Source organism: Pleomorphovibrio marinus (assembly GCF_003347495.1).
In the GTDB taxonomy this organism is placed as follows: domain Bacteria; phylum Bacteroidota; class Bacteroidia; order Cytophagales; family Cyclobacteriaceae; genus Pleomorphovibrio; species Pleomorphovibrio marinus.
Genome location: NZ_QCXY01000002.1, coordinates 343,657 through 363,169, shown reverse-complemented (window position 1 = coordinate 363,169; position 19,513 = coordinate 343,657). Strand labels below are relative to the sequence as shown.

14 protein-coding genes are annotated in these 19,513 nt (G+C 42.1%); 10 read left to right on the top strand and 4 right to left on the bottom strand.

Annotation, left to right across the window (positions count from 1 at the left end):
- The first annotated feature begins 43 nt into the window (after positions 1–43).
- The 5 genes from DB520_RS07525 (at position 44) to DB520_RS07505 (ending at position 4,788) form a co-directional block, all read left to right on the top strand.
- Positions 44–1,180, top strand: a complete 1,137-nt coding sequence (locus tag DB520_RS07525) for a tetratricopeptide repeat protein (protein WP_232834898.1) — start codon at positions 44–46, stop codon at positions 1,178–1,180.
- Positions 1,181–1,390: 210 nt separating this feature from the next.
- Entirely contained in the window at positions 1,391–1,873 is a 483-nt protein-coding gene (locus DB520_RS07520; RefSeq protein WP_114749075.1) for an Lrp/AsnC family transcriptional regulator, read from the top strand.
- Positions 1,874–2,116: 243 nt separating this feature from the next.
- Positions 2,117–2,674 carry an NUDIX domain-containing protein gene (locus DB520_RS07515; RefSeq protein ID WP_114749074.1) on the top strand — a complete coding sequence of 186 codons (558 nt, stop codon included), beginning with the start codon at positions 2,117–2,119 and terminating at the stop codon, positions 2,672–2,674.
- Positions 2,674–4,023 (top strand): MATE family efflux transporter, encoded by a 1,350-nt coding sequence (locus DB520_RS07510; protein ID WP_114749073.1) that lies wholly within the window; start codon positions 2,674–2,676, stop codon positions 4,021–4,023. The genes DB520_RS07515 and DB520_RS07510 overlap by 1 nt, the downstream gene beginning before the upstream one ends.
- A 27-nt stretch (positions 4,024–4,050) precedes the next feature.
- Positions 4,051–4,788, top strand: a complete 738-nt coding sequence (locus DB520_RS07505) for an SDR family NAD(P)-dependent oxidoreductase (protein WP_114749072.1) — start codon at positions 4,051–4,053, stop codon at positions 4,786–4,788.
- Here the strand turns inward: DB520_RS07505 and DB520_RS07500 are convergent.
- Positions 4,765–5,268: a SixA phosphatase family protein gene (locus DB520_RS07500; protein WP_114749071.1), complete on the bottom strand. Its 504-nt coding sequence runs from the start codon at positions 5,266–5,268 to the stop codon at positions 4,765–4,767. The two genes, DB520_RS07505 and DB520_RS07500, sit on opposite strands and share 24 nt — an antisense overlap.
- A 119-nt stretch (positions 5,269–5,387) precedes the next feature.
- Between DB520_RS07500 and DB520_RS07495 the strand changes: the two genes are divergently transcribed.
- On the top strand, positions 5,388–7,550 hold the full coding sequence (locus DB520_RS07495) for an outer membrane protein assembly factor BamB family protein (RefSeq protein ID WP_232834882.1): 2,163 nt from the start codon (positions 5,388–5,390) through the stop codon (positions 7,548–7,550).
- Positions 7,551–7,559: 9 nt separating this feature from the next.
- On the opposite strand, the gene DB520_RS07490 is transcribed toward DB520_RS07495, so the two are convergent.
- Positions 7,560–8,537, bottom strand: coding sequence for a hypothetical protein (locus tag DB520_RS07490; RefSeq protein WP_114749069.1), 978 nt, complete (start codon positions 8,535–8,537; stop codon positions 7,560–7,562).
- A gap of 177 nt (positions 8,538–8,714) precedes the next feature.
- Complete coding sequence (locus DB520_RS07485; protein WP_198675265.1) at positions 8,715–10,877, bottom strand: glutamine synthetase III family protein; 2,163 nt, start codon at positions 10,875–10,877, stop codon at positions 8,715–8,717.
- A 232-nt stretch (positions 10,878–11,109) separates the two neighbouring features.
- On the opposite strand from DB520_RS07485, the gene mtaB reads away from it, so the two are divergent.
- The 4 genes from mtaB (at position 11,110) to DB520_RS07465 (ending at position 18,383) form a co-directional block, all read left to right on the top strand.
- Positions 11,110–12,429, top strand: a complete 1,320-nt coding sequence (gene mtaB, locus DB520_RS07480) for a tRNA (N(6)-L-threonylcarbamoyladenosine(37)-C(2))-methylthiotransferase MtaB (RefSeq protein ID WP_114749067.1) — start codon at positions 11,110–11,112, stop codon at positions 12,427–12,429.
- A gap of 230 nt (positions 12,430–12,659) precedes the next feature.
- On the top strand, positions 12,660–13,901 hold the full coding sequence (locus tag DB520_RS07475; protein ID WP_114749066.1) for a PQQ-dependent sugar dehydrogenase: 1,242 nt from the start codon (positions 12,660–12,662) through the stop codon (positions 13,899–13,901).
- A gap of 228 nt (positions 13,902–14,129) precedes the next feature.
- Complete coding sequence (locus tag DB520_RS07470) at positions 14,130–17,192, top strand: PVC-type heme-binding CxxCH protein (RefSeq protein WP_114749065.1); 3,063 nt, start codon at positions 14,130–14,132, stop codon at positions 17,190–17,192.
- Positions 17,193–17,204: 12 nt separating this feature from the next.
- Positions 17,205–18,383 (top strand): FG-GAP repeat domain-containing protein, encoded by a 1,179-nt coding sequence (locus DB520_RS07465; RefSeq protein ID WP_114749064.1) that lies wholly within the window; start codon positions 17,205–17,207, stop codon positions 18,381–18,383.
- Here DB520_RS07465 and DB520_RS07460 read toward each other — a convergent pair whose 3' ends face one another.
- Positions 18,384–19,412, bottom strand: a complete 1,029-nt coding sequence (locus DB520_RS07460; RefSeq protein ID WP_114749063.1) for a glycosyltransferase family 2 protein — start codon at positions 19,410–19,412, stop codon at positions 18,384–18,386.
- Between the last annotated feature and the right edge of the window lie 101 nt (positions 19,413–19,513).

The window sequence follows — 19,513 nt, the reverse complement described above, 5'->3', positions numbered from 1 at the left end:
GATTTTCCTATTTGCTTCATCGGTAATTTCTTTATACGGCCAAATGGCGGACTCTTCAATGGTTACAGAGATTGGGGAGAAAAAGTCTGAATATCTCCTTTTGGACAAAGGATTGCAATTCAGGATAACCGATGCTGTAAATAGTATGTACAATTTTGATTTTGAGAAGGCGGAAAGGGGCTTTACAGTAATGCGTCACACCTATCCGGAACACCCTCTTCCTTATTTTCTGATGGGCTTGAGCCAATGGTGGAAGATTGCTGTGGATACGGAGGATAAAAAGTACGACAAAATTTTCCATGAATATATGGAAACAACCATAGAGAAAGCGAAAAGGCTGTTTGATAAAGATCCTGAAAATAAAGAAGCCGCATTTTTTCTAGCAGGAGCCCATGGGTTCCAAGGCAGGTTACACAGCGAACGGCAAAATTGGACTAAAGCTGCTGTTTCCGGAAAAAATGCCCTCAAATATATGGAGTACAGTAAAGGGGAAGAAGAACTTAGTCCTGAATTATTACTAGGAGATGCCCTATTCAATTACTTTTCTGTCTGGATCCCCAAGAACTACCCCTTATTGAAACCAGTAATGCTTTTATTTCCAAAAGGAGATCAGGCCCTTGGCTTGAGACAATTGGAAGAGGTGGCGGAAAATGCCTTCTACGCCAGGGTTGAAGCGCAGTATTTTCTCTTCAGGCTTTACGCATCAGAAGAAAGGCAGCCTTTCAAGGCCCTGACCATCACAAGTTACCTTCACGACAAATACCCTAACAACCCCTATTTTCACCGGTTTTTTGCCCGGCAGCTTTATGCCGTTGGTAGAGGGACAGAGGCCTATGAGGTCTCCCTAGAGATATTAAGGAGAATAGAACAGGGGTGGACGGGCTACGAGGCAAACAGTGGCAGGTATGCTTCCTTTTTCGTGGCTCAACACTACGAGAAAATGGGGCAAACCGATATAGCAAAGAAACATTACAGACAAACCATCTCTTTCGGGGAAGAAACTGAAAACCAGGAAAGTGGTTACTTCCTGTATTCCCTCATACAACTGGGAAAAATAGCCACTGCGGAGAATGACAAGAAAAAAGCAAAGGAATATTTCGACAGGGTAAAAAAAATTGCCAAACGAAAACACCCCGCTCACCAGGAAGCCAGAGACTTTATCAAGAAAAATAAACTTTAGTATTTATTTAATTATTAGGAGATTATAAATTCAGCAGGAAATTTGAATTTTTCTAAGAAATAAGCCAGGTTCGGAGGTTTTAAGGTGATTATTTAATTAAAATTACAACAATATTTCGATTATACCTTCGTTTTTTTCGTAAATAGCTTTAAAATAAATTTAAAATAGATTAATTTTGCACAACATATAATTCGGTAAATTCTTTAAAACATGGATAATAACGTTAAGGTGAAATTCGATAAAATCGACCGTAAAATTCTTGAGATTTTGCAGGCCAATGCGAAAATAACTAACGCTCAGTTGTCTAAGGACATCGGCTTGTCTCCAGCACCAACACTGGAAAGAGTCAAAAAGCTTGAACAAAGTGGAATCATCAAGAGCTATCATGCCAAACTTGATCCAGAAAAAATTGGATTAGGTGTGAGCACCTTCGTGCTTCTAGGCTTGGTGGGGCACAATAAAACAAATATTGAGGCCTTTATGAAAGAAATCCACCAAATTCCGGAAGTCATAGAATGCCATCACATTACTGGTACAGGTGATTTTATCCTAAAAATCATCTCCAAAGACATAAACTCTTACCAAAAACTTATGCTTGAAAAAGTAAGTGAAATTAAGGAAGTTGATTCTATGCAGTCAATGGTAATCCTTTCCACTTTCAAAGACAGTAAAGTTTTGCCGATTCCGGCGTAATCGTAGAATAAGGTCTTAAATTAGAAGGGGTGGCTATAGAGTCACCCCTTTTATTTTGTTTCTATATGTCTCTAAGGTAAAGAGATGAAATCGAGCCTGTCCTGACGGCAGTCAGGGCATGACGCGAGCGACACACGAGGGGATGATTATCAAAGCGAGATTCCCCCGAACCAAGTTCCCCGAATCAAGTTCGGGGCAGGCAGGGGCAGGCTATATGACCGCTGAAAAAAAAATTATAAACAGATGAAAAACCCCTGGAAAAAACTAAGTTCTGAAGTAAAATATGAAAACCCCTGGATAAAGGTAGAGGAAGATAAGGTCATCAACCCCTCAGGTGGAAATGGTATTTATGGAAAAGTACTTTTTAAAAATAAAGCCATAGGGATAGTACCCTTGGATGATTCCCTTAATACCTGGATCATAGGACAGTATCGCTATACCCTTGACGAATATTCTTGGGAAATACCAATGGGCGGGGGGCCTGGCCACCTTTCCCCACTCGAGGGAGCAAAAAGAGAACTGAAAGAGGAAACAGGCTTATCGGCCCAGAGATGGAGGCAAATATTAAGGATACATACCTCAAACTCTGTTACCGATGAAGAAGGTTTTGTGTTTATTGCCGAAGATCTTTCGCAAGGAGACACCTCCTTTGATGAAACAGAGGACCTTCTGATAAGAAAAATCAGTTTTGCAGAAGCAGTGAAGATGGTAATGGATGGCATAATCACTGATGCTATAAGTATAGCAGGTATTTTAAAGGTAGAGAAAATACTAATTGAAGAAGGAAGATTCGGTAAATAATGTCACTCCATCATTATACTGGCCAAGCCAAGGTCACCTTTAAACTCGCCTATCCGGTGATGCTTAGCCAACTGGGCCAGGTGATGGTAGGTGTGGCAGATAACATCATGGTGGGCCGTTTAGGGGCTGAGCCTCTGGCAGCAGCCTCCCTTGCCAATAGTATTTTCTTTTTGATTTTGATGTTTGGTACCGGTGTGTCCATGGCCATGACCCCTCTGGTAGCCATGGCCCAAGGAGAAGGCAACCACGACAATATTTCTGTCTATTTCAGGCACGGTTCACTGATTAACCTCATTTGTGGGGTGTTGCTTTTTGTCCTTATTCTGGCATTTTCTCCCTTACTCCACTTTTTAAGGCAACCCGAGGAAGTTGTGGTACTTGCCATCCCCTATTTATTGATCATAACCTTGTCGTTGCTTCCTTTTATGTTCTTCCAAAACTACAAACAGTTTATTGAAGGGCTTTCGCAGACCAAACAGGCCATGGTCATCACGATTATTTGTAACGGATTGAACGTCGTTTTTAATTATCTTTTGATTTTCGGCAAGTTTGGGTTTCCGGCACTTGGGTTAAACGGCGCGGGCTGGGCTACTTTGATAGCCAGGATTTTAATGGCCTTGGTCATTTACCTCTATGTAAAAAAGTCTTCCCGTTTCCGCATGTTTAAAACTCCTTTGGGAATTAATAGCATAAGTTGGCCTATATCGAGGAAAATGCTAAAAATTGGCGTGCCAACAGGACTCCAATATGTCTTTGAAGTAGGTGCTTTCAGTACTGCTGCCATCATGATGGGTTGGATAGGGGTAAATGCTTTGGCAGCACACCAGATTGCCATTAATTTGGCCTCCATTAGTTACATGATGGCCTCGGGGCTATCGGCTGCGGCCATGGTGAGGGTAGGAAACCAACTTGGGAGAAGGGACATCAAAACTTTGAGGGAGGTTGGCTTTTCCATCTTCGGAATGGTAATAGCCTTTATGACCATATTCGCAGTGGTATTGCTTTTGCTTAGAAACCAATTGCCATTGCTATATATCGAGGATATAGAGGTGGTAAAAACAGCCTCTAGTCTGATTATCATAGCAGGAATCTTCCAATTGTCTGACGGTGTGCAGGTCGTGGGGCTTGGAGCCCTCAGAGGCCTCTCTGATGTCAAAATCCCTACCCTGGTTACACTAGTCGCATATTGGCTAATCGGTCTTCCTCTGGGGTATATCCTGGCCTTTAAATTAGGGTTCAATGAGATTGGGATCTGGATAGGCCTTCTATGCGGTTTGTCCGTTACTGCGGTATTATTGTTGCTTAGGTTCCACCGATTAAGCTTGAGGATGCTATTAAATACCCGTTAAATCTTCAATTTTATAAAAAACTTATCGATGAAAAACCAAACTCACTCTTTATTTATTATTACTGGGGCAAGTAAAGGACTAGGGAGAGCCATGGTCCAACACCTAACTAAAAACCCGAAGCATGAGGTAGTTGGGGTCTCAAGGTCACCAATCCCATCCACCACCAACTATAAGCATGTCGCCATTGATTTGGCCGATCTTTCCAAGTTGCGAAATGCATTGCCAGAAATTTTTCCCAAAGGAGATTACGACAAGGTGATATTGGTAAACAATGCAGGATGGATTGGTGAGATCGCTCCTTTGGGAAAGCTGGACCCTGAAGGAATCAATGCGATCCATCAAATAAACATAGTCGCCCCTGCTGTATTAATGAACGCTTTTATTAGTAACTATAAGGCCTTGAAAGCGCAAAAAACAGTGGTAAATATTAGCTCCGGAGCAGCCGGAAAGGCTGTTGATGGTTGGTCTGGATACTGTGCTTCAAAAGCAGCCCTTAACCAGATGACCCTAGTAGCTGATGCAGAGTCCAAACTCAATCACTATGGAATAAGGTATTATGCTCTTAGCCCTGGAATTATAGATACCCCAATGCAAGAGAACATCCGCTCTGCAGGAAAGGAGAACTTTAGCCAAATTGAAAAATTCAAGAATTTCAAATCCCAAAACGAGCTCTCCTCTCCGGAGGATACCGCCAAAAAGGTGATGTATCTTATTGAAAACAGGGATGAATTTACCGAAGTACTACAGGATGTCAGGGAATTTTAACTTTGGAAAGTCCATAAACCAAAAATTAGCCTTACCGTAACTGGCCTCCTTCCATTCGTTGATGGGAAAGATAAAACCGTACAGACCAGCAGTGGGAAGGTTATCATTTTCCCCTCCCAACCTATCGATCAAATCGTTCATGCCCGGGTTATGGCCCACCAAAAAAAGCGTATGAATACTAGCTGAAGTGTTTTTCACCAAGGACAACATAGATGTTGCAGAGGAATGATAAAGACTGGAGGTAGTCTTCAACTTATCTTTTGGTAAGGCAAGCCTTTCAGCAATGATCAAGGCGGTATGCTCTGCCCTTACTGCATCCGAGGTAAGTATCAAATCCGGATATATTCCTCTTTTTTTGAGCCTTGTTCCCATTTCAGGGGCATCCCGAAGACCCCTATTGGCCAATGGCCTCTCATGATCTGTCAATTCCGGGTGTTCCCAGGAAGATTTGGCATGTCTGATTAAGAGCAACTTTTTCACGATTATGCGGTTGATTTCAAGAGTTTTTTCGCTAAGGATATAAGAATCAATTTAGGAAAATTGAATGTATTTAGCTATTTATGTAGGCTAAATCAAAGGAACAATCTCTCAAAAAACCTATGCAATCCGTTTACTTTGGCTGTATAAATTACCATTGGATGCTCATCCTGGTTTTTGTAACTCTATTGGCCTGTAAAGAAAAACAACACGAAACCGTTTATGCAAGCTCCAGTGATTGGTCGGTCAGTCTTGGCACCAAGGCCAGCTCCCAATATTCCAGCTTAAACCAAATCAATACCGAAAATATTCAAAATTTGGAATTAGCCTGGACTTACAGGACGGGAGATATTGAAGAAGGCAAGAACACCCAAATCCAATGTAACCCAATTATTATCAACGGGGTGTTGTTTGCTACCACCCCCACCCAAAAGGCCATAGCGCTGAATGCAGCCAATGGCAAAAGAATATGGGAATTTGACCCTCATCAGCATTACAAGCTGGGTGTGGCAGTAAACAGGGGCGTCACTTTTTGGCAGAGTGGCGAAGACAGAAGGATTTTATATTCCGTGGGGTCCTATTTATTTGCCCTAAATGCTGATACTGGAGAGTTGGTAAGGGATTTTGGCAACAACGGAAGTGTGTCCTTAAAAACAGGGTTGGGAGATTGGGCACAAAATCTTTTTGTGATATCCACTTCACCAGGCATTATCTATAAGGATAAAATCATTATCGGAACAAGGGTTTCAGAAAACAATGACGCTGCCCCAGGTTTTATTCGTGCCTTCAATGTAAGGACTGGTGAAGTAGACTGGGTTTTTCATACCATACCCAGACCCGGGGAGTTTGGTTATGATACCTGGCCAGAGGATGCCTATGAAAGAGTGGGTGGGGCCAACAATTGGTCGGGTATGAGCCTTGACGAATCCAGAGGCGTAGTGTATATACCGACTGGCTCGGCTTCTTTTGACTTCTGGGGAGGAAACAGATTGGGAGACAACCTATTTGCCAATTCCATAATCGCCCTGGATGCAGATCAGGGAGAGAGAATTTGGCACTACCAGACAATACGACATGATATGTGGGACAGGGATCTTCCGGCTCCACCCAATTTGGTCAGTGTAAACCACGAAGGAAAAAAGATTGACGCACTGGCACAGGTAACCAAGACCGGAAGAGTGTTTTTATTGGACAGGGATTCAGGAGAACCTTTGTTTCCAATAGAGGAAATTGAAGTACCAGAATCCGATCTTATTGGTGAGGAAACTGCAAAATCCCAACCCTTACCTACCCTTCCCCCTCCCTTTTCAAGGCAAGTTTTTACCGAAGAAGTCATTACCGATATATCTCCAGAAGCCACTGCTTATGTAAAGGAAAAAATTAAGGGACTGAAGTACGGTCATATGTTTATGCCTCCAAGCACAGAAGGCACTATTATTTATCCTGGATTTGACGGGGGAGCAGAGTGGGGAGGGTCGGCATTTGACCCTAATACAGGCTTTTTGTATGTGAACGCCAATGAAATGCCTTGGATCCTAACTATGGTGCCCACCATGGATTTGGAAGGGGCAACCTTGGGGAAATCCGCTTATTTGGCCCATTGTGTGATGTGTCACGGCCAGGATCTAAAGGGAGATACTGCAGGAGATTACCCCTCCCTTTTAGGGGTGGAAGAGCGGTACAGCAAGGAAGAAATCCACGCCATACTGGCGAATGGTAAAGGAAGAATGCCTGGCTTTAAACATGTAAAAGAAGAACAAAGAGAGGCTATAGTGGCTTTTCTCCTGGATGAAAAAGCCGAAGGACCTTCACAGGATCTACATGAACAGGGCATGGAATCAAATTTAATTTCGGTACCTTATACTCATACCGGGTATAATCGGTTTTTTGATGAGGACGGATACCCAGCAGTAAAGCCACCTTGGGGTACCTTAAATGCCATAGACCTTAACAAGGGAGAAATCGCCTGGCAAGTGCCTTTGGGGGAATTTGAAGAACTCAGCAAAAAAGGTGTTCCAAAAACCGGAACGGAAAATTACGGTGGCCCTGTAGTAACAGATGGTGGACTTTTATTCATTGGAGCCTCCCAAGACGAATATTTTAGGGTATTTGATAAAAATACCGGAGAGGAGCTTTGGAAGTACAAATTACCGGCAGGTGGCTATGCTACGCCAGCTACCTATGCAATCGATGGGGAACAATTTGTGGTAATTGCAGCCGGGGGTGGGAAAATGGGGACTAAGTCAGGAGATTATTACGTGGCTTTCAAGCTCAAAAACAAATAGTCCATAGATTTATTTGTCTTTGCCCACCCTGACTTCTTTTTCGAGTTTGAATTTCGCCAACTGGCTACCTCCTACCCCACCTATCAACAAAACTACGTAGACAATGAGCATGGGGATATAGTCAAAAGTTTCAAGGTCCTTAATCATGGCAAAAAAGAAAGCCGCAAACCAGGATATCATAGAAACTGCCCCTACGGCGAAAGCCACCTTCTTAATGGGTTGGTACTTATCCAGATCCTCTTTTGTAAGGGATAATTTCTCAATCTCCGGCATCATATAAAAATTCAATATCAAACCATTCACTGTCAGCACTAAAACTGCTGTCATTTTCATCAAAAACCTTCCTGATGCCAAATAGGATTCCGTATCAGTAAGAAAAAGGGCAAAACCAGTAACAATCAACAGGATAAGGCCAATGATGATCAACTGCGAAATCAGGTGCATAATCACTGCTTCCTGTTTGTTGATTTTAAAATCCCTCAAAAAATGGAAAATTAAAATATCCAAAATAAAAGTCCCACCTAGGCCCAAAATCATTCCTAACAAATGAAAAGTAAGGGTATATTCCACCGCTCTGATTAAGCTTTCTATGGGATGTCCCAACTTTTGGAAAATTAACCAGGCAACTGCAAGGTTAAACAACGAAAAAAACAGGGTCGGCCACTTAAAAACCACCTTCTCAGAAAAACTCAATGCAAGCTTATAAAGAAACAACAGAAAAGCACATGAACTGACTAGCAACCAAATCAAGTCAATTTTCTCAGGGTTTCCACCCATAAAAAAAGCAGAAGTATAGGCGAGTAACATCAATCCGAAATAACCTACCACAATCTTTTCGTAGGGAATCTTTAGAATATACATGCCCTTAATATGATCAATCGGTGAGTCTTCCTTCACCTTGATACTAGAACGGTTTTTAAGCGAATATAAAGCCAGAATAAAACCTGATAGACTTAATAGAATAATACCGATTAAACCTGTAGTCATGGCAAACTTGAAAATTGTGAATAATTACCCCAGATAAGATATAGGTTATGTTCACAATATTCATACCACTAAATAAAAATGGTTAATGGACAAGGATTCATTAAAAAGTTTAATGGCAATTAAAAAAAAAGACCCGGATTGCCCCGGGTCTTTTTTATTCAAATGAAGACTCCAATTTTATTTTAAAAATAACATCTCCCTGTATTTTACCAATGGCCAGATCTCGTCGTCCACTAGCAGCTCTAGCTTATCAACAGCATATCGGATCTTTTCAAAGAAGGCATCCTTCACATCAGTGCTGTAAAGTTTTGCTTTTTCACTAATATCCTCTACCTTATTGATTCTCTTCCTAGCTTCGATCATCTCGCCCACATTCGCTTTCAGCGATTCTATGTGCTTACTTACTTCCTCAATGGTCTCAATGGCGGCCCTATGATCCAAGCCAAGTCCTTTAAGTCCATTTGCATTTAAAATCAATTTGTTTTGGTACTGAATAGCAGTCGGTATAATATGGTTTAGTGCCAAGTCACCCATCACCCTGGATTCAATTTGAACCCTCATGATATAGTTTTCAAGTCTGATTTCATGCCTGGCATGAAGCTCAGTTTCATTTAGCACATTATGCCGCTTATACAGGTCTGCGGTTTTTTTAGCCACCAAAGTATCCAAGGCAAAGGGAGTGCTCTTCAAATTGGAAAGACCTCTCTTTTTAGCCTCATTTTCCCATTCCTCACTGTATCCGTCTCCCTCAAACCTGACATTCTTACTTTCTTTGATGTACTTCCTAAGCACATTTACGATCGCAATCTTTTTCTCTTTACCAGACTCTATCTCCTTGTCGATATCCTTTTTCAGCTCTTTCAGCACATCCGCAACAATGACATTCAGCGCTGTCATAGGTCCAGCAACGTTGGCACTAGAACCTACAGCCCTAAATTCGAACTTGTTTCCAGTGAAGGCAAACGGGGATGTTCTGTTCCTGTCCGTGTTGTCCAATATGATCTCAGGTATCTTGGTAATGCCCAATTTCATATACATATTGTCACCCTTCTCAATCTTTACGTTCCCGTTTTTCTCAAGCTCATCCAATATGCTTGTCAGCGTAGATCCAAGGAAAACAGAAATGATTGCAGGGGGAGCTTCATTTGCCCCTAGCCGGAAGTCATTGCCAGCAGATGCTATGGAAGCCCTTAACAAATCTGCATATTGATAAACAGCTTTGATAGTACCCACTAAAAAGCAAAGGAATTGAAGGTTTTCCCTTGCAGAATTGCTGGGTTGAAATAAATTTACTCCAGTATCTGTAATAAGAGACCAGTTGTTATGCTTCCCACTTCCATTTAGTCCTGCGAATGGTTTCTCATGAAAAAGGACTTTTAAACCGTGTTTCTCAGCCACTTTTTCCATCAAGTCCATCAAAAGCAAATTATGATCTGTGGATTTGTTAATTTCCTCAAAGAGAGGAGCCACCTCATATTGACCTGGGGCGACCTCATTGTGCCTTGTGGAAACGGGTATTCCCAATTTCCAGGCCTCAATTTCAAAATCCTTCATGTATTGCTTTACCCGCTGGGCAATGGAACCAAAGTAATGATCATCCAGCTGTTGGCCCCTGGCAGGGTTATGGCCATAAACCGTTCTACCGGCCATCACTAGGTCAGGTCTGGTGGCATAAAGCGCACGGTCTATCACAAAATATTCTTGCTCAACCCCCAAAGATGGGGTCACTTTTTTCACATTTCGGTCAAAGAATTGACAGATTTCCACAGCGGCATTGTTGATGGCCTCGGAGGAACGAATCAAAGGAGTCTTAAAATCCAATGCCTCACCCGTGAAAGAAACGAAAATAGTGGGAATACAGAGTGTTTGGTCATAAATGAAAATTGGGGAACTAGGATCCCAAGCAGTGTACCCTCTTGCCTCAAAGGTGGTTCTGATACCACCACTGGGAAAAGAAGAGGCATCTGGCTCTTGCTGCACCAAAGCACTACCCTTGAATTTTTCCATATTGGATAGTGCATCGAAAAATGTATCATGCTTTTCGGCGGTGGAACCGGTAAGAGGCTGAAACCAGTGGGTGTAATGCGTTGCACCTTTGGAAAGTGCCCAGCTTTTCACCGCAGTAGCTACTTCCTCTGCTGTGGACATATCTATCTTCGTCCCTTTTTCGATAGCAGAACTCACCCTTTGAAAAACCGTAGGCGCCAAGGCCTCCTGCATTTCCTTGAGTCCAAATACCAAAGATCCGAAATAATCAGAAACTTTCAATGAAGGAGCTACGGGATCAATTCTCTCCCTAGACTGCACCTTCATCAATGCATGTTGTCTTAGTGTTGCCATTGTTTAAATTTGTGGTTTAAAAACGATACACAAAAGTAGGAAAATATCTCATAATACAAGGAATTTGGTCGCTTTTTAGGCCATATTTCTGAAAATTTACGGTTTCGGTAAAAAAATATGGTCATTTTACTGTCAAATGACTAAAAAAAAGGGCCTTTACCCGTTTTTTTGCCGAAATTGAAAATTAGCGCAATTTATCTATCTTTGCGAGTTAATTTAAACTTACACTGTTGTGAAAAAAGTAGCCTTCTACACGCTAGGTTGTAAACTTAATTTCTCAGAAACCTCTACCATAAGCAGGATGTTTCAACAGAAGGGCTATAGCAAGGTGGATTTTTCAGAGCAACCGGATATTTTTATTATCAACACCTGCTCGGTCACAGATAATGCGGACAAGAAATGCAAGAAAATTGTAAAAGAGGCAAAAAAAATATCCCCCAACAGCTTCGTGGCTATCATTGGATGCTATGCGCAGTTGAAACCCAAGGAAATTTCCACCATCAAAGGTGTGGATGCTGTGCTTGGTGCAGCAGAGAAATTTCAACTGGTAGATCTTTTGGATGGTTTTGCCAAGGAACAAGAAACTAAAATCCTGGCTTCTGAGATTAAGGAGGCCAACACTTTTCATTCCGCCTTTAGTATGGGAGATCGCACCAGGACTTTCCTAAAAGTACAGGATGGATGCAATTATGGGTGCTCTTTCTGCACTATTCCCCTGGCAAGGGGAAAAAGCAGAAGTGACAGTATCCTTAACATTATAAATGCTGCCAAAGAAATCGCTTCCTCAGGGGTAAAGGAGGTAGTGATTACTGGCGTGAATATAGGGGATTTTGGTATTCAGGAAGGAAAAAGAAAGGAACGCTTTGCTGATCTAGTGAAGGACTTGGATGAAGTAGAGGGCATAGACAGGTTTCGGATTTCTTCCATCGAGCCAAATTTGCTGTCCAACGAAATCATTTCTTTCGTCGCAGGATCAAAACGCTTCGTGCCGCATTTCCACATCCCTTTACAATCCGGTAGTGACAAACTTTTGGCTGCTATGGACAGAAGGTATAAAAAAGACCTATACAAAAACCGGGTGGAAACCATTAAATCTTTAATGCCATTTTGTTGTATAGGAGTGGATGTGATTGTAGGGTTCCCGGGGGAAACAGATGAATTATTTATGGAAACTTATAAATTCCTGAATGAATTGCCGGTTTCCTATCTACATGTATTTACATACTCTGAAAGAGCCAATACCAGAGCAATAGAAATGGATGGAGTCGTTCCCATGAAAAAAAGAAACGAAAGATCAAAGATGCTTCGGATACTGTCTGAAAAGAAGAAAAGGAAATTTTATGAAGAAAATATAGGCAGGGATGTAGAGGTGCTTTTTGAAGAGGATATCAGTGAAGGGAAAATGCATGGATTTACGGAAAACTATATTCGGGTGAGTGCGAAATACGATCCCATGCTGATCAATGAAGTGAAGAAAGTCACATTAACTGGAATTGATTCAAACGGGTTGATGGAAGCAGGAGAGCCCTGCCAAATTTTCGAAACTCATTAAAGGTTTGTTTCTTGAATTAGATAATTTTTCTCCCTTTATTGCAAATAAAGATTATTTTTTTTCCTTGTTTTCTTCTAGCAGATTTCCCCTGTTTTTAGAGTTTCAATACCCCTTTTCCCCTGACTTTAAAGAGAATATTTAAAGTTTGATCTTTAAGCACCCCGCCCAAATCCGAAATGGGTATGGAATTTGATTTGTAAGTGAATTACAAAACCAAACCAACTATAACGATGAAAATAAAAAGAAAAACTCATACTTTTTTGTGGGCACTATTTTCTTATTTCCTTTTCACATTCATAACCTTGCCCCAGGACGGGATCACACAGGTGCGAGTGACAAACGAGACGGTATTAGAAAACAAAGAAACTGAGGGGGCAAAAGTAAAAGTCACCAAAGTGGTGGAAGGATTGGAGCACCCCTGGGCTGTAAACTGGCTGTCTGATGGCAAAATGATTGTAACTGAAAGGCCGGGAAAGATGTACCTAATAGATGTTTCAGAAGAAAAAGTCACAGAATTAACCGGTCTGCCCAAAATCGATACCGATGAGGATCAACTTTCAGCCCCAGATGGTGGGAACCAGGGAGGGCTAATGGATGTGGTTCCTCACCCCGACTACGCCACTAATGGCTGGATTTATTTTACCTATTCCAGTCCTGGGGATGACGATTCCGTAACGGGTGATTATGACTATGCTACTGGCACTGCCTTAGCCAGGGCAAAAATCCAAGGAGGAGAGCTGGTAGAAGTAGAAACTTTATATGCGCAAGTTCCGCGCACCAATCCAGGGAGGCATTATGGGTCACGAATCCTATTCCCTGGAGATGGCACAGTGCTTTTTTCCATAGGGGATAGGGGGCTTAGGTGGCCTAGCCAGGATCTTACCGATCCTGCTGGTTCGATCATTAGGTTAAAGGAAGATGGTGGTGCTGTGGAAGACAATCCTTTTATAGGCGTCGCTCCTGGAAACCTCAGGCCTGAGATTTATTCTTTTGGTCACCGAAACAACCAAGGATTTGCCATGGATCCGAATACTGGGAAATTATGGACAACTGAACATGGCCCAAATGGAGGTGATTTATTGCATCTAATAGAAAAGGGTGGTAATTATGGCTGGCCCCAAGTGGCATTTGGAAAAGAATACAGTACCGACGAAAAAATAGGTATTGGCCAAAAAGCTCCTGGAATAAAGGCCCCCAAACATATTTGGGAAGATAGTATGGCACCTTCGGGGCTGGCATTCTATGCGGGTTCCAATATTGCTGCATGGGAAGGACAGTTGTTTGCCGGGTCGCTTTACCGAAAGGCCATTTACCGAATAAGTATAGATGGAGAAACCGCAAGCAGAGAAGAAGAACTATTTAAGGACGAAATAGGAAGAATTAGGGACGTAAGACAAGGCCCCGACGGAGACCTTTATGTTGTCACGGATGAAGGGGATGGTGGAGTGTATAGAATACAAGCTGCCGATTAACGTTTTTCTATTGTATTTTGAAAGATACTGCCCGTTGCCGAATGGGCAGTATCTTTTTTTTAAGGGGTTGCCTTTATACCATTGACAGGATACTACCAATTAATCCCACCTGGGCAAATCCTTTAGCCCCGACCTTTTATCAAATCTAAAACCCTACCGTTGATTCTTTGGGAAATTTGGATTAAGTTTAGGGTTAGCCATTGACTATGGTCGGTTAAGAACCCCAAAATGACACATTTCAGATTTATTGCCTTTGCTTCGATTTTGGCTATCTCTATGGCCTGTGAAACTAATCAGGTTAAAGATTACACCGCGGATTACCAGGAGGAAGAACCTGATTCCATTTATGCAGAACATGTCAGGAGTTCTTCTTTTCAGTCGCCGGAAGAAGAAATGGCTAGTTTTGAATTGCCTCCAGGTTTTGAGATAACCCTTTTTGCCTCCGAGCCGGATATTTCCAAACCCATTAATATGGCCTTTGATGACCGAGGCAGGCTTTGGGTGACCCAATCCTCCGAGTACCCCATAAAGGCTGGGTCAGGGGAAGGAAAAGACAGAATAAGCATATTGGAGGACACCAACAGAGATGGGAAAGCTGACCTAATCACACATTTTGCTGAGGACCTCAACATACCTATTGGCATCATCCCGGTAAAAGACGGTGCCATAGGGTATAGCATACCCAACCTTTTCAGGTTTTACGATCAGGATGGAGACGGAGTAGCTGATCGTAGGGAGGTACTCATAGCTGATTTCGAGCATAAGGACACTCATGGCATGGTGAACAACTTATTTAGAGGACTTGATGGTTGGATCCATGCATCCCATGGGTTTTCTAATGTTTCTGTGGTGGCAGGAAGTGACGGCGACTCTGTGAAAATGACTTCTGGCAATACTTTTAGGTTCCGGCAAGACGGATCAAGAGTTGAAAAAACAACAGATGGGCGAATTAATCCCTTTGGTTCGGATCTGGATAAATGGGGATATCATTATTCTGCAGACTGCCATACACTTCCTATTTATCAATTGATCTGGGGAGGGAACTATACCCAATGGGGCAAAAAGGAACCTAATTTGGGGTTTGCCCCTTCGATGATGGATTATGGTTTAAATTCTACGGCTTTATCCGGATTGGTATATTATACCGATGACCAATTTCCTGAAGCCTTCCAAAACAGCTTTTATTCCGGAGACGTGGTTACCTGCAGAATCAGCCGAAGTGTCATGGATTTTGAAGGCACCACCCCCAAGGCAAGGCGTAAGGTGGATTTTTTGGTAAGCAAAGATCCTTGGTTCAGGCCTGTTGATATAAAAATAGGCCCAGATGGAGCCATGTACGTTGCTGATTTCTACAATAAAATCATTGGACATTACGAGGTCCCTTTAGATCATCCGGAAAGGGACAGGGAAAGTGGTCGTATTTGGAAAATAACCTATAAAGGCAATGAAAGGAAACCAAAAGATTGGTCGAAGGCGGATTTGAACGAAATTTTAGACGGTATGGGAAGCTCCATACTACATACCAGGATGAGTGCAACAGACGCCCTTGTGGATTACCATGGCAATAAAGCCAGCAATAGGCTAAGAAGTATGATAGAAACCGAAGAGACCAGTGAAGAACAATTCATTCAGGCGATTTGGGCGCTATTCAGGATTAATGAACTCGATGAACAACAGGTCCTTCTGGCTCTTTCCCATGAATCTCCGCTTGTCAAGGTACATACCCTAACGGCTTTGGCAAATCACACGGAGTTAAACGAGAACCAGCATCAATGGGGCATTGCAGCTCTTGACGACAAAAATCCACATGTCCAGCGAGCAGCAGCAGCCTTACTCAGTAGGCATCCCCACCCCGGAGGATACAAAAAGCTGATGGAGTTATACGAAAGAACTCCGGAATATGACTCCCACTTGAGATATACTGCAAAATTGGCTTTATTCCATCACTTGTCAAAGGAGGAAATATTGGAGATGGCCGTAAACCAATCTTGGGAGAATAAGGATATCTCCCTACTAAATCTTGCCTTGTCAGATATAGAACATCCATTAGCCAGTGAGTTTTTATTCCAGCAATTGAAAAAAGAGGAAGTTTCTCCTGAACAGCAATTGGTTTACCTAAGCAGCGTTTCCCGTGGTATTTCGGAGCAAAAACTAGAGGAGCTAATTGATTTTGCAAAAGAGCATTTCTCCACTGAACATGAATGGATCATCGCCATAGAAGAAGGGTTAAACCAACGGGGTCAAGAAATCCCTCGTTCCTTAAACTTATGGGGAGAAAAGGTGAGCAGGGATATTTTAAAAGAAGCTCCCGCAAAGGATCTTAACTGGACAGATCATACCAAACAGAAATACCAATTCGCCTTACAAAAAGCTAGAAAAAACCGCTTAAAGGATACGGATAGTTCCTATAAAACCCTGCTTTCTCTAAACAGTGCCGATGAAGAGACCAAAGCAATGGCTGCTGGAAACCTTATGGCATCAGACGCAGATGCCCATTCTTCCTACATTATTGAGCTTATAAATAATCCTAATGTGGAAGTTTCCTTAAAGCAGAAAATAATTCAATCCTTAGGGGCAAACGCTCATCCAGCCACCCAAAGGGTACTAGTAGAAAGTATCAAGGGGAGCCCTATTTCTTTACAAGAAAACATTGCCAGTCAATTGGTACAGACCAAGGAAGGTGTGCAATTGGTATTGGAAAATATAAGGGAAGGAAATGCTCCTGCCAGAATCCTAAAAGCAAGAAACGTAGAAGATACATTTTTAAAAATTGCCAATACGACCCAAAAAAATGAGTTTCATCGATTGACTGCCAACCTTTTACCTGTAAGTAAAGAAAAAGAAGCTTTGGTGAAAAGCCGAACCAGTGACTTTAAGCGAATGGAGGATGGTTTGGTCAGTGGTGCACAACTCTATGAAAAAAATTGCCAGAGCTGTCATCAAATTGCTAATCGTGGAGGAATGATAGGTCCTCAACTGGATGGTATAGGCAACTGGGGAATTGATGCCTTGGCTACAAAAATCCTGGATCCCAACCGAAATATTTCCGAGAATTTCAGGATGTACAATATTTCTCTAAAAAATGGGGAAAAGGTTTCGGGGCTTTTTAGAAGGGAGGAGGGGCAACAATTGGTCTTGGCAAATCAAAATGGAGAAGAATTTAAATTGAATAAAGCCGAAATTGAAGATCAAACCCCCGTCAAGGTTACATTAATGCCTGATAATTTTGGACAAACCCTGGACCAAAATGATTTCAACCACTTAATGAGCTATTTGTTAAATGTAAGATAAAGCCCAATTAATATGACCCTTAAACATTACTGTTTCCCGATTTTTTTGTTGCTCACTCTCAACCCATTTGGTAATGTTTCTGCCCAGCAGGTTGACGGAAGTACTATCAATTTCTCCAAACAAACGCTAACTCAAGAGTTTTTGGCTGAGGGAGTTGCTGTAGGAGATGTAAACCGGGACGGACTATTGGACGTAATGGTTGGGTCCTATTGGTTTGAGGCACCTCATTGGAAAAAACATGCGCTGACTACCCCTGAGGTCTTCGAATACGACAAAGGGTACAGCAACGCATTCATTTCATATGGAATGGATGTTAACCAAGATGGATGGGTGGACTTTGTCCGAATAGGATTCCCGGGAAAGGAAGTACAGTGGTTTGAAAACCCAAAAGGCAAGGAAGGGCACTGGAAGGCCCATATCATACACGAAACCCTCGGCAATGAATCAGCGGGGTTTTACGATATAGATGGTGACGGTAGGATGGACATTTTGGGTAGCATTCCAGAAACGGGAGAAATGGTATGGTTTCAGGCACCTTCAGGTTCATCTAACCTCACTTGGAAGATGCATACTATTTCCAAGCCTGGCAGTCCTTCCACAGGTAATTTTGCACATGGCCTCGGAGCAGGAGATATGAATGGAAATGGTAGAATGGACGTAATCATTACAGAGGGATGGTGGGAGGCACCAGAGGACCCCACAAAGGGTCCTTGGCAATTTCATGAGGCTAATCTAGGGGAGGCAAGTGCACAGATGCATGCCATGGACATTACCGGAAATGGGCTCATGGATGTGATTTCCTCTTCAGCCCACCAATTGGGAATTTGGTGGCATGAACAAATAAAAGGACCCAACGGAGGCATAACATGGCAAACCCATCTCATCGATGATACCTTTACCCAAACACACGGTTTAGAATTGGTTGATATCAATGGCAATGGGAACTTAGACTTGGTGACAGGAAAAAGGTACTATGCCCATATGGGCAAGGATCCCGGTGCAGAAGGACCTGCCTATGTGTATTGGTACGAATTCAATCCTGGCCCCTCACCTACATGGACAGGACACATGGTAGATGATGACTCAGGGGTGGGCGTACACGTGGTATGTCAGGACATGAATGGAAACGGGTGGATTGACATTGTATCTGCCAACAAAAAAGGGGTGTTTGTTTTCTTTCAGGAGCGGTGATTAGCTGTTTAAGATCTTAAACACTTCTAAAGGGCCTTTCTCCATATTTTTTTGGGCTTTTCGAATTACGTAATTTTGTTTTGTTTTCAACAATTTCAGTATAATATTCGCAAAAAATGGTTTCCCTCTTTTACTGGCTATTAAAAACAACCGTTCTAGGACATCAAGGTGGCCCTTGTTCATTATCCTTTCCAGTTCGGGAATAATTCTATCGGTGAAATCTTCAGTTTGAATCAGTATTTCCCTTTTAGCAAAATTACCGTAATAAATATCATACAAACCCTCTGGGTCTTCCATAGGACTGGAATTCTTCCCCTCAAGATTGGACAAATACAACATCCTTGCGTAGTTGGAATACAAGCGTTGTTCAAATCGTTTCTTTGGATTTTTTGAAACACTATTTTTAATGTGTTTTATCAGGTATAAGGGTTGTTCCACTATTCCAAAATCACCCTGCTTGACCATTCTCAGCCACAAATCCCTATCTTGCCCATATTTAAAAAACTTTCTGTATCCACCTGCATTTATATATGCCTGTTTTTTAAACATCACATCACCATGATTGAAGGCGGACTTGATTAATAGGTTTGATTCCAAAAAAGGCGGAATTTCTCTTTTTCTCAATTCCTGATTACCTGATTCAGTCTCTTTTTTGACAAAACATCCCACCAAAACAAGCTTTGGATCCTTTCTTAACGCTTCGGCTTGCTTTTCAATTCGTGTTGGCATGGAAATGTCTCCGCTCCCGTGTATGGCAATAAACTCCCCCTTTGCCTCCTTCACGGTATCCATTAAACTATGCACCAATCCTTTATTGGATTCATTGTTAATTACTCTAGCCCTTTGATCCCCCGCGACAACTTCATTAATTTTTGCTAATGTGTCATCCGTTGAGGCGTCATTAATGATGAGTATTTCCAGATTTGGATAGGTTTGGGAAAGCAAGCTTTTTACGGATTCCTCCACATAGGCTGCCCTATTGTAAAAAGGTGTAATTACAGAAACTAATGGGGATTTTTCCTCTGCCATTTTCTTAATTCATTTATATTTCCAAGGAAACTTCCGATAAAGGTCTACTGGATGAGGCAGCATACAGGAACTCACTCATCTTTGAAATTACCTACTGCGAG

Coding starts and splice junctions, on each gene's coding strand:
- DB520_RS07525 (WP_232834898.1), top strand. CDS start 44: ATGGCGGACTCTTCAATGGTTACAGAGATTGGGGAGAAAAAGTCTGAA.
- DB520_RS07485 (WP_198675265.1), bottom strand. CDS start 10,877: ATGGCAACACTAAGACAACATGCATTGATGAAGGTGCAGTCTAGGGAG.
- DB520_RS07475 (WP_114749066.1), top strand. CDS start 12,660: ATGAAAATAAAAAGAAAAACTCATACTTTTTTGTGGGCACTATTTTCT.
- DB520_RS07460 (WP_114749063.1), bottom strand. CDS start 19,412: ATGGCAGAGGAAAAATCCCCATTAGTTTCTGTAATTACACCTTTTTAC.
- DB520_RS07520 (WP_114749075.1), top strand. CDS start 1,391: ATGGATAATAACGTTAAGGTGAAATTCGATAAAATCGACCGTAAAATT.
- DB520_RS07465 (WP_114749064.1), top strand. CDS start 17,205: ATGACCCTTAAACATTACTGTTTCCCGATTTTTTTGTTGCTCACTCTC.
- DB520_RS07490 (WP_114749069.1), bottom strand. CDS start 8,537: ATGACTACAGGTTTAATCGGTATTATTCTATTAAGTCTATCAGGTTTT.
- DB520_RS07510 (WP_114749073.1), top strand. CDS start 2,674: ATGTCACTCCATCATTATACTGGCCAAGCCAAGGTCACCTTTAAACTC.
- DB520_RS07470 (WP_114749065.1), top strand. CDS start 14,130: ATGACACATTTCAGATTTATTGCCTTTGCTTCGATTTTGGCTATCTCT.
- DB520_RS07505 (WP_114749072.1), top strand. CDS start 4,051: ATGAAAAACCAAACTCACTCTTTATTTATTATTACTGGGGCAAGTAAA.
- DB520_RS07515 (WP_114749074.1), top strand. CDS start 2,117: ATGAAAAACCCCTGGAAAAAACTAAGTTCTGAAGTAAAATATGAAAAC.
- DB520_RS07495 (WP_232834882.1), top strand. CDS start 5,388: ATGCAATCCGTTTACTTTGGCTGTATAAATTACCATTGGATGCTCATC.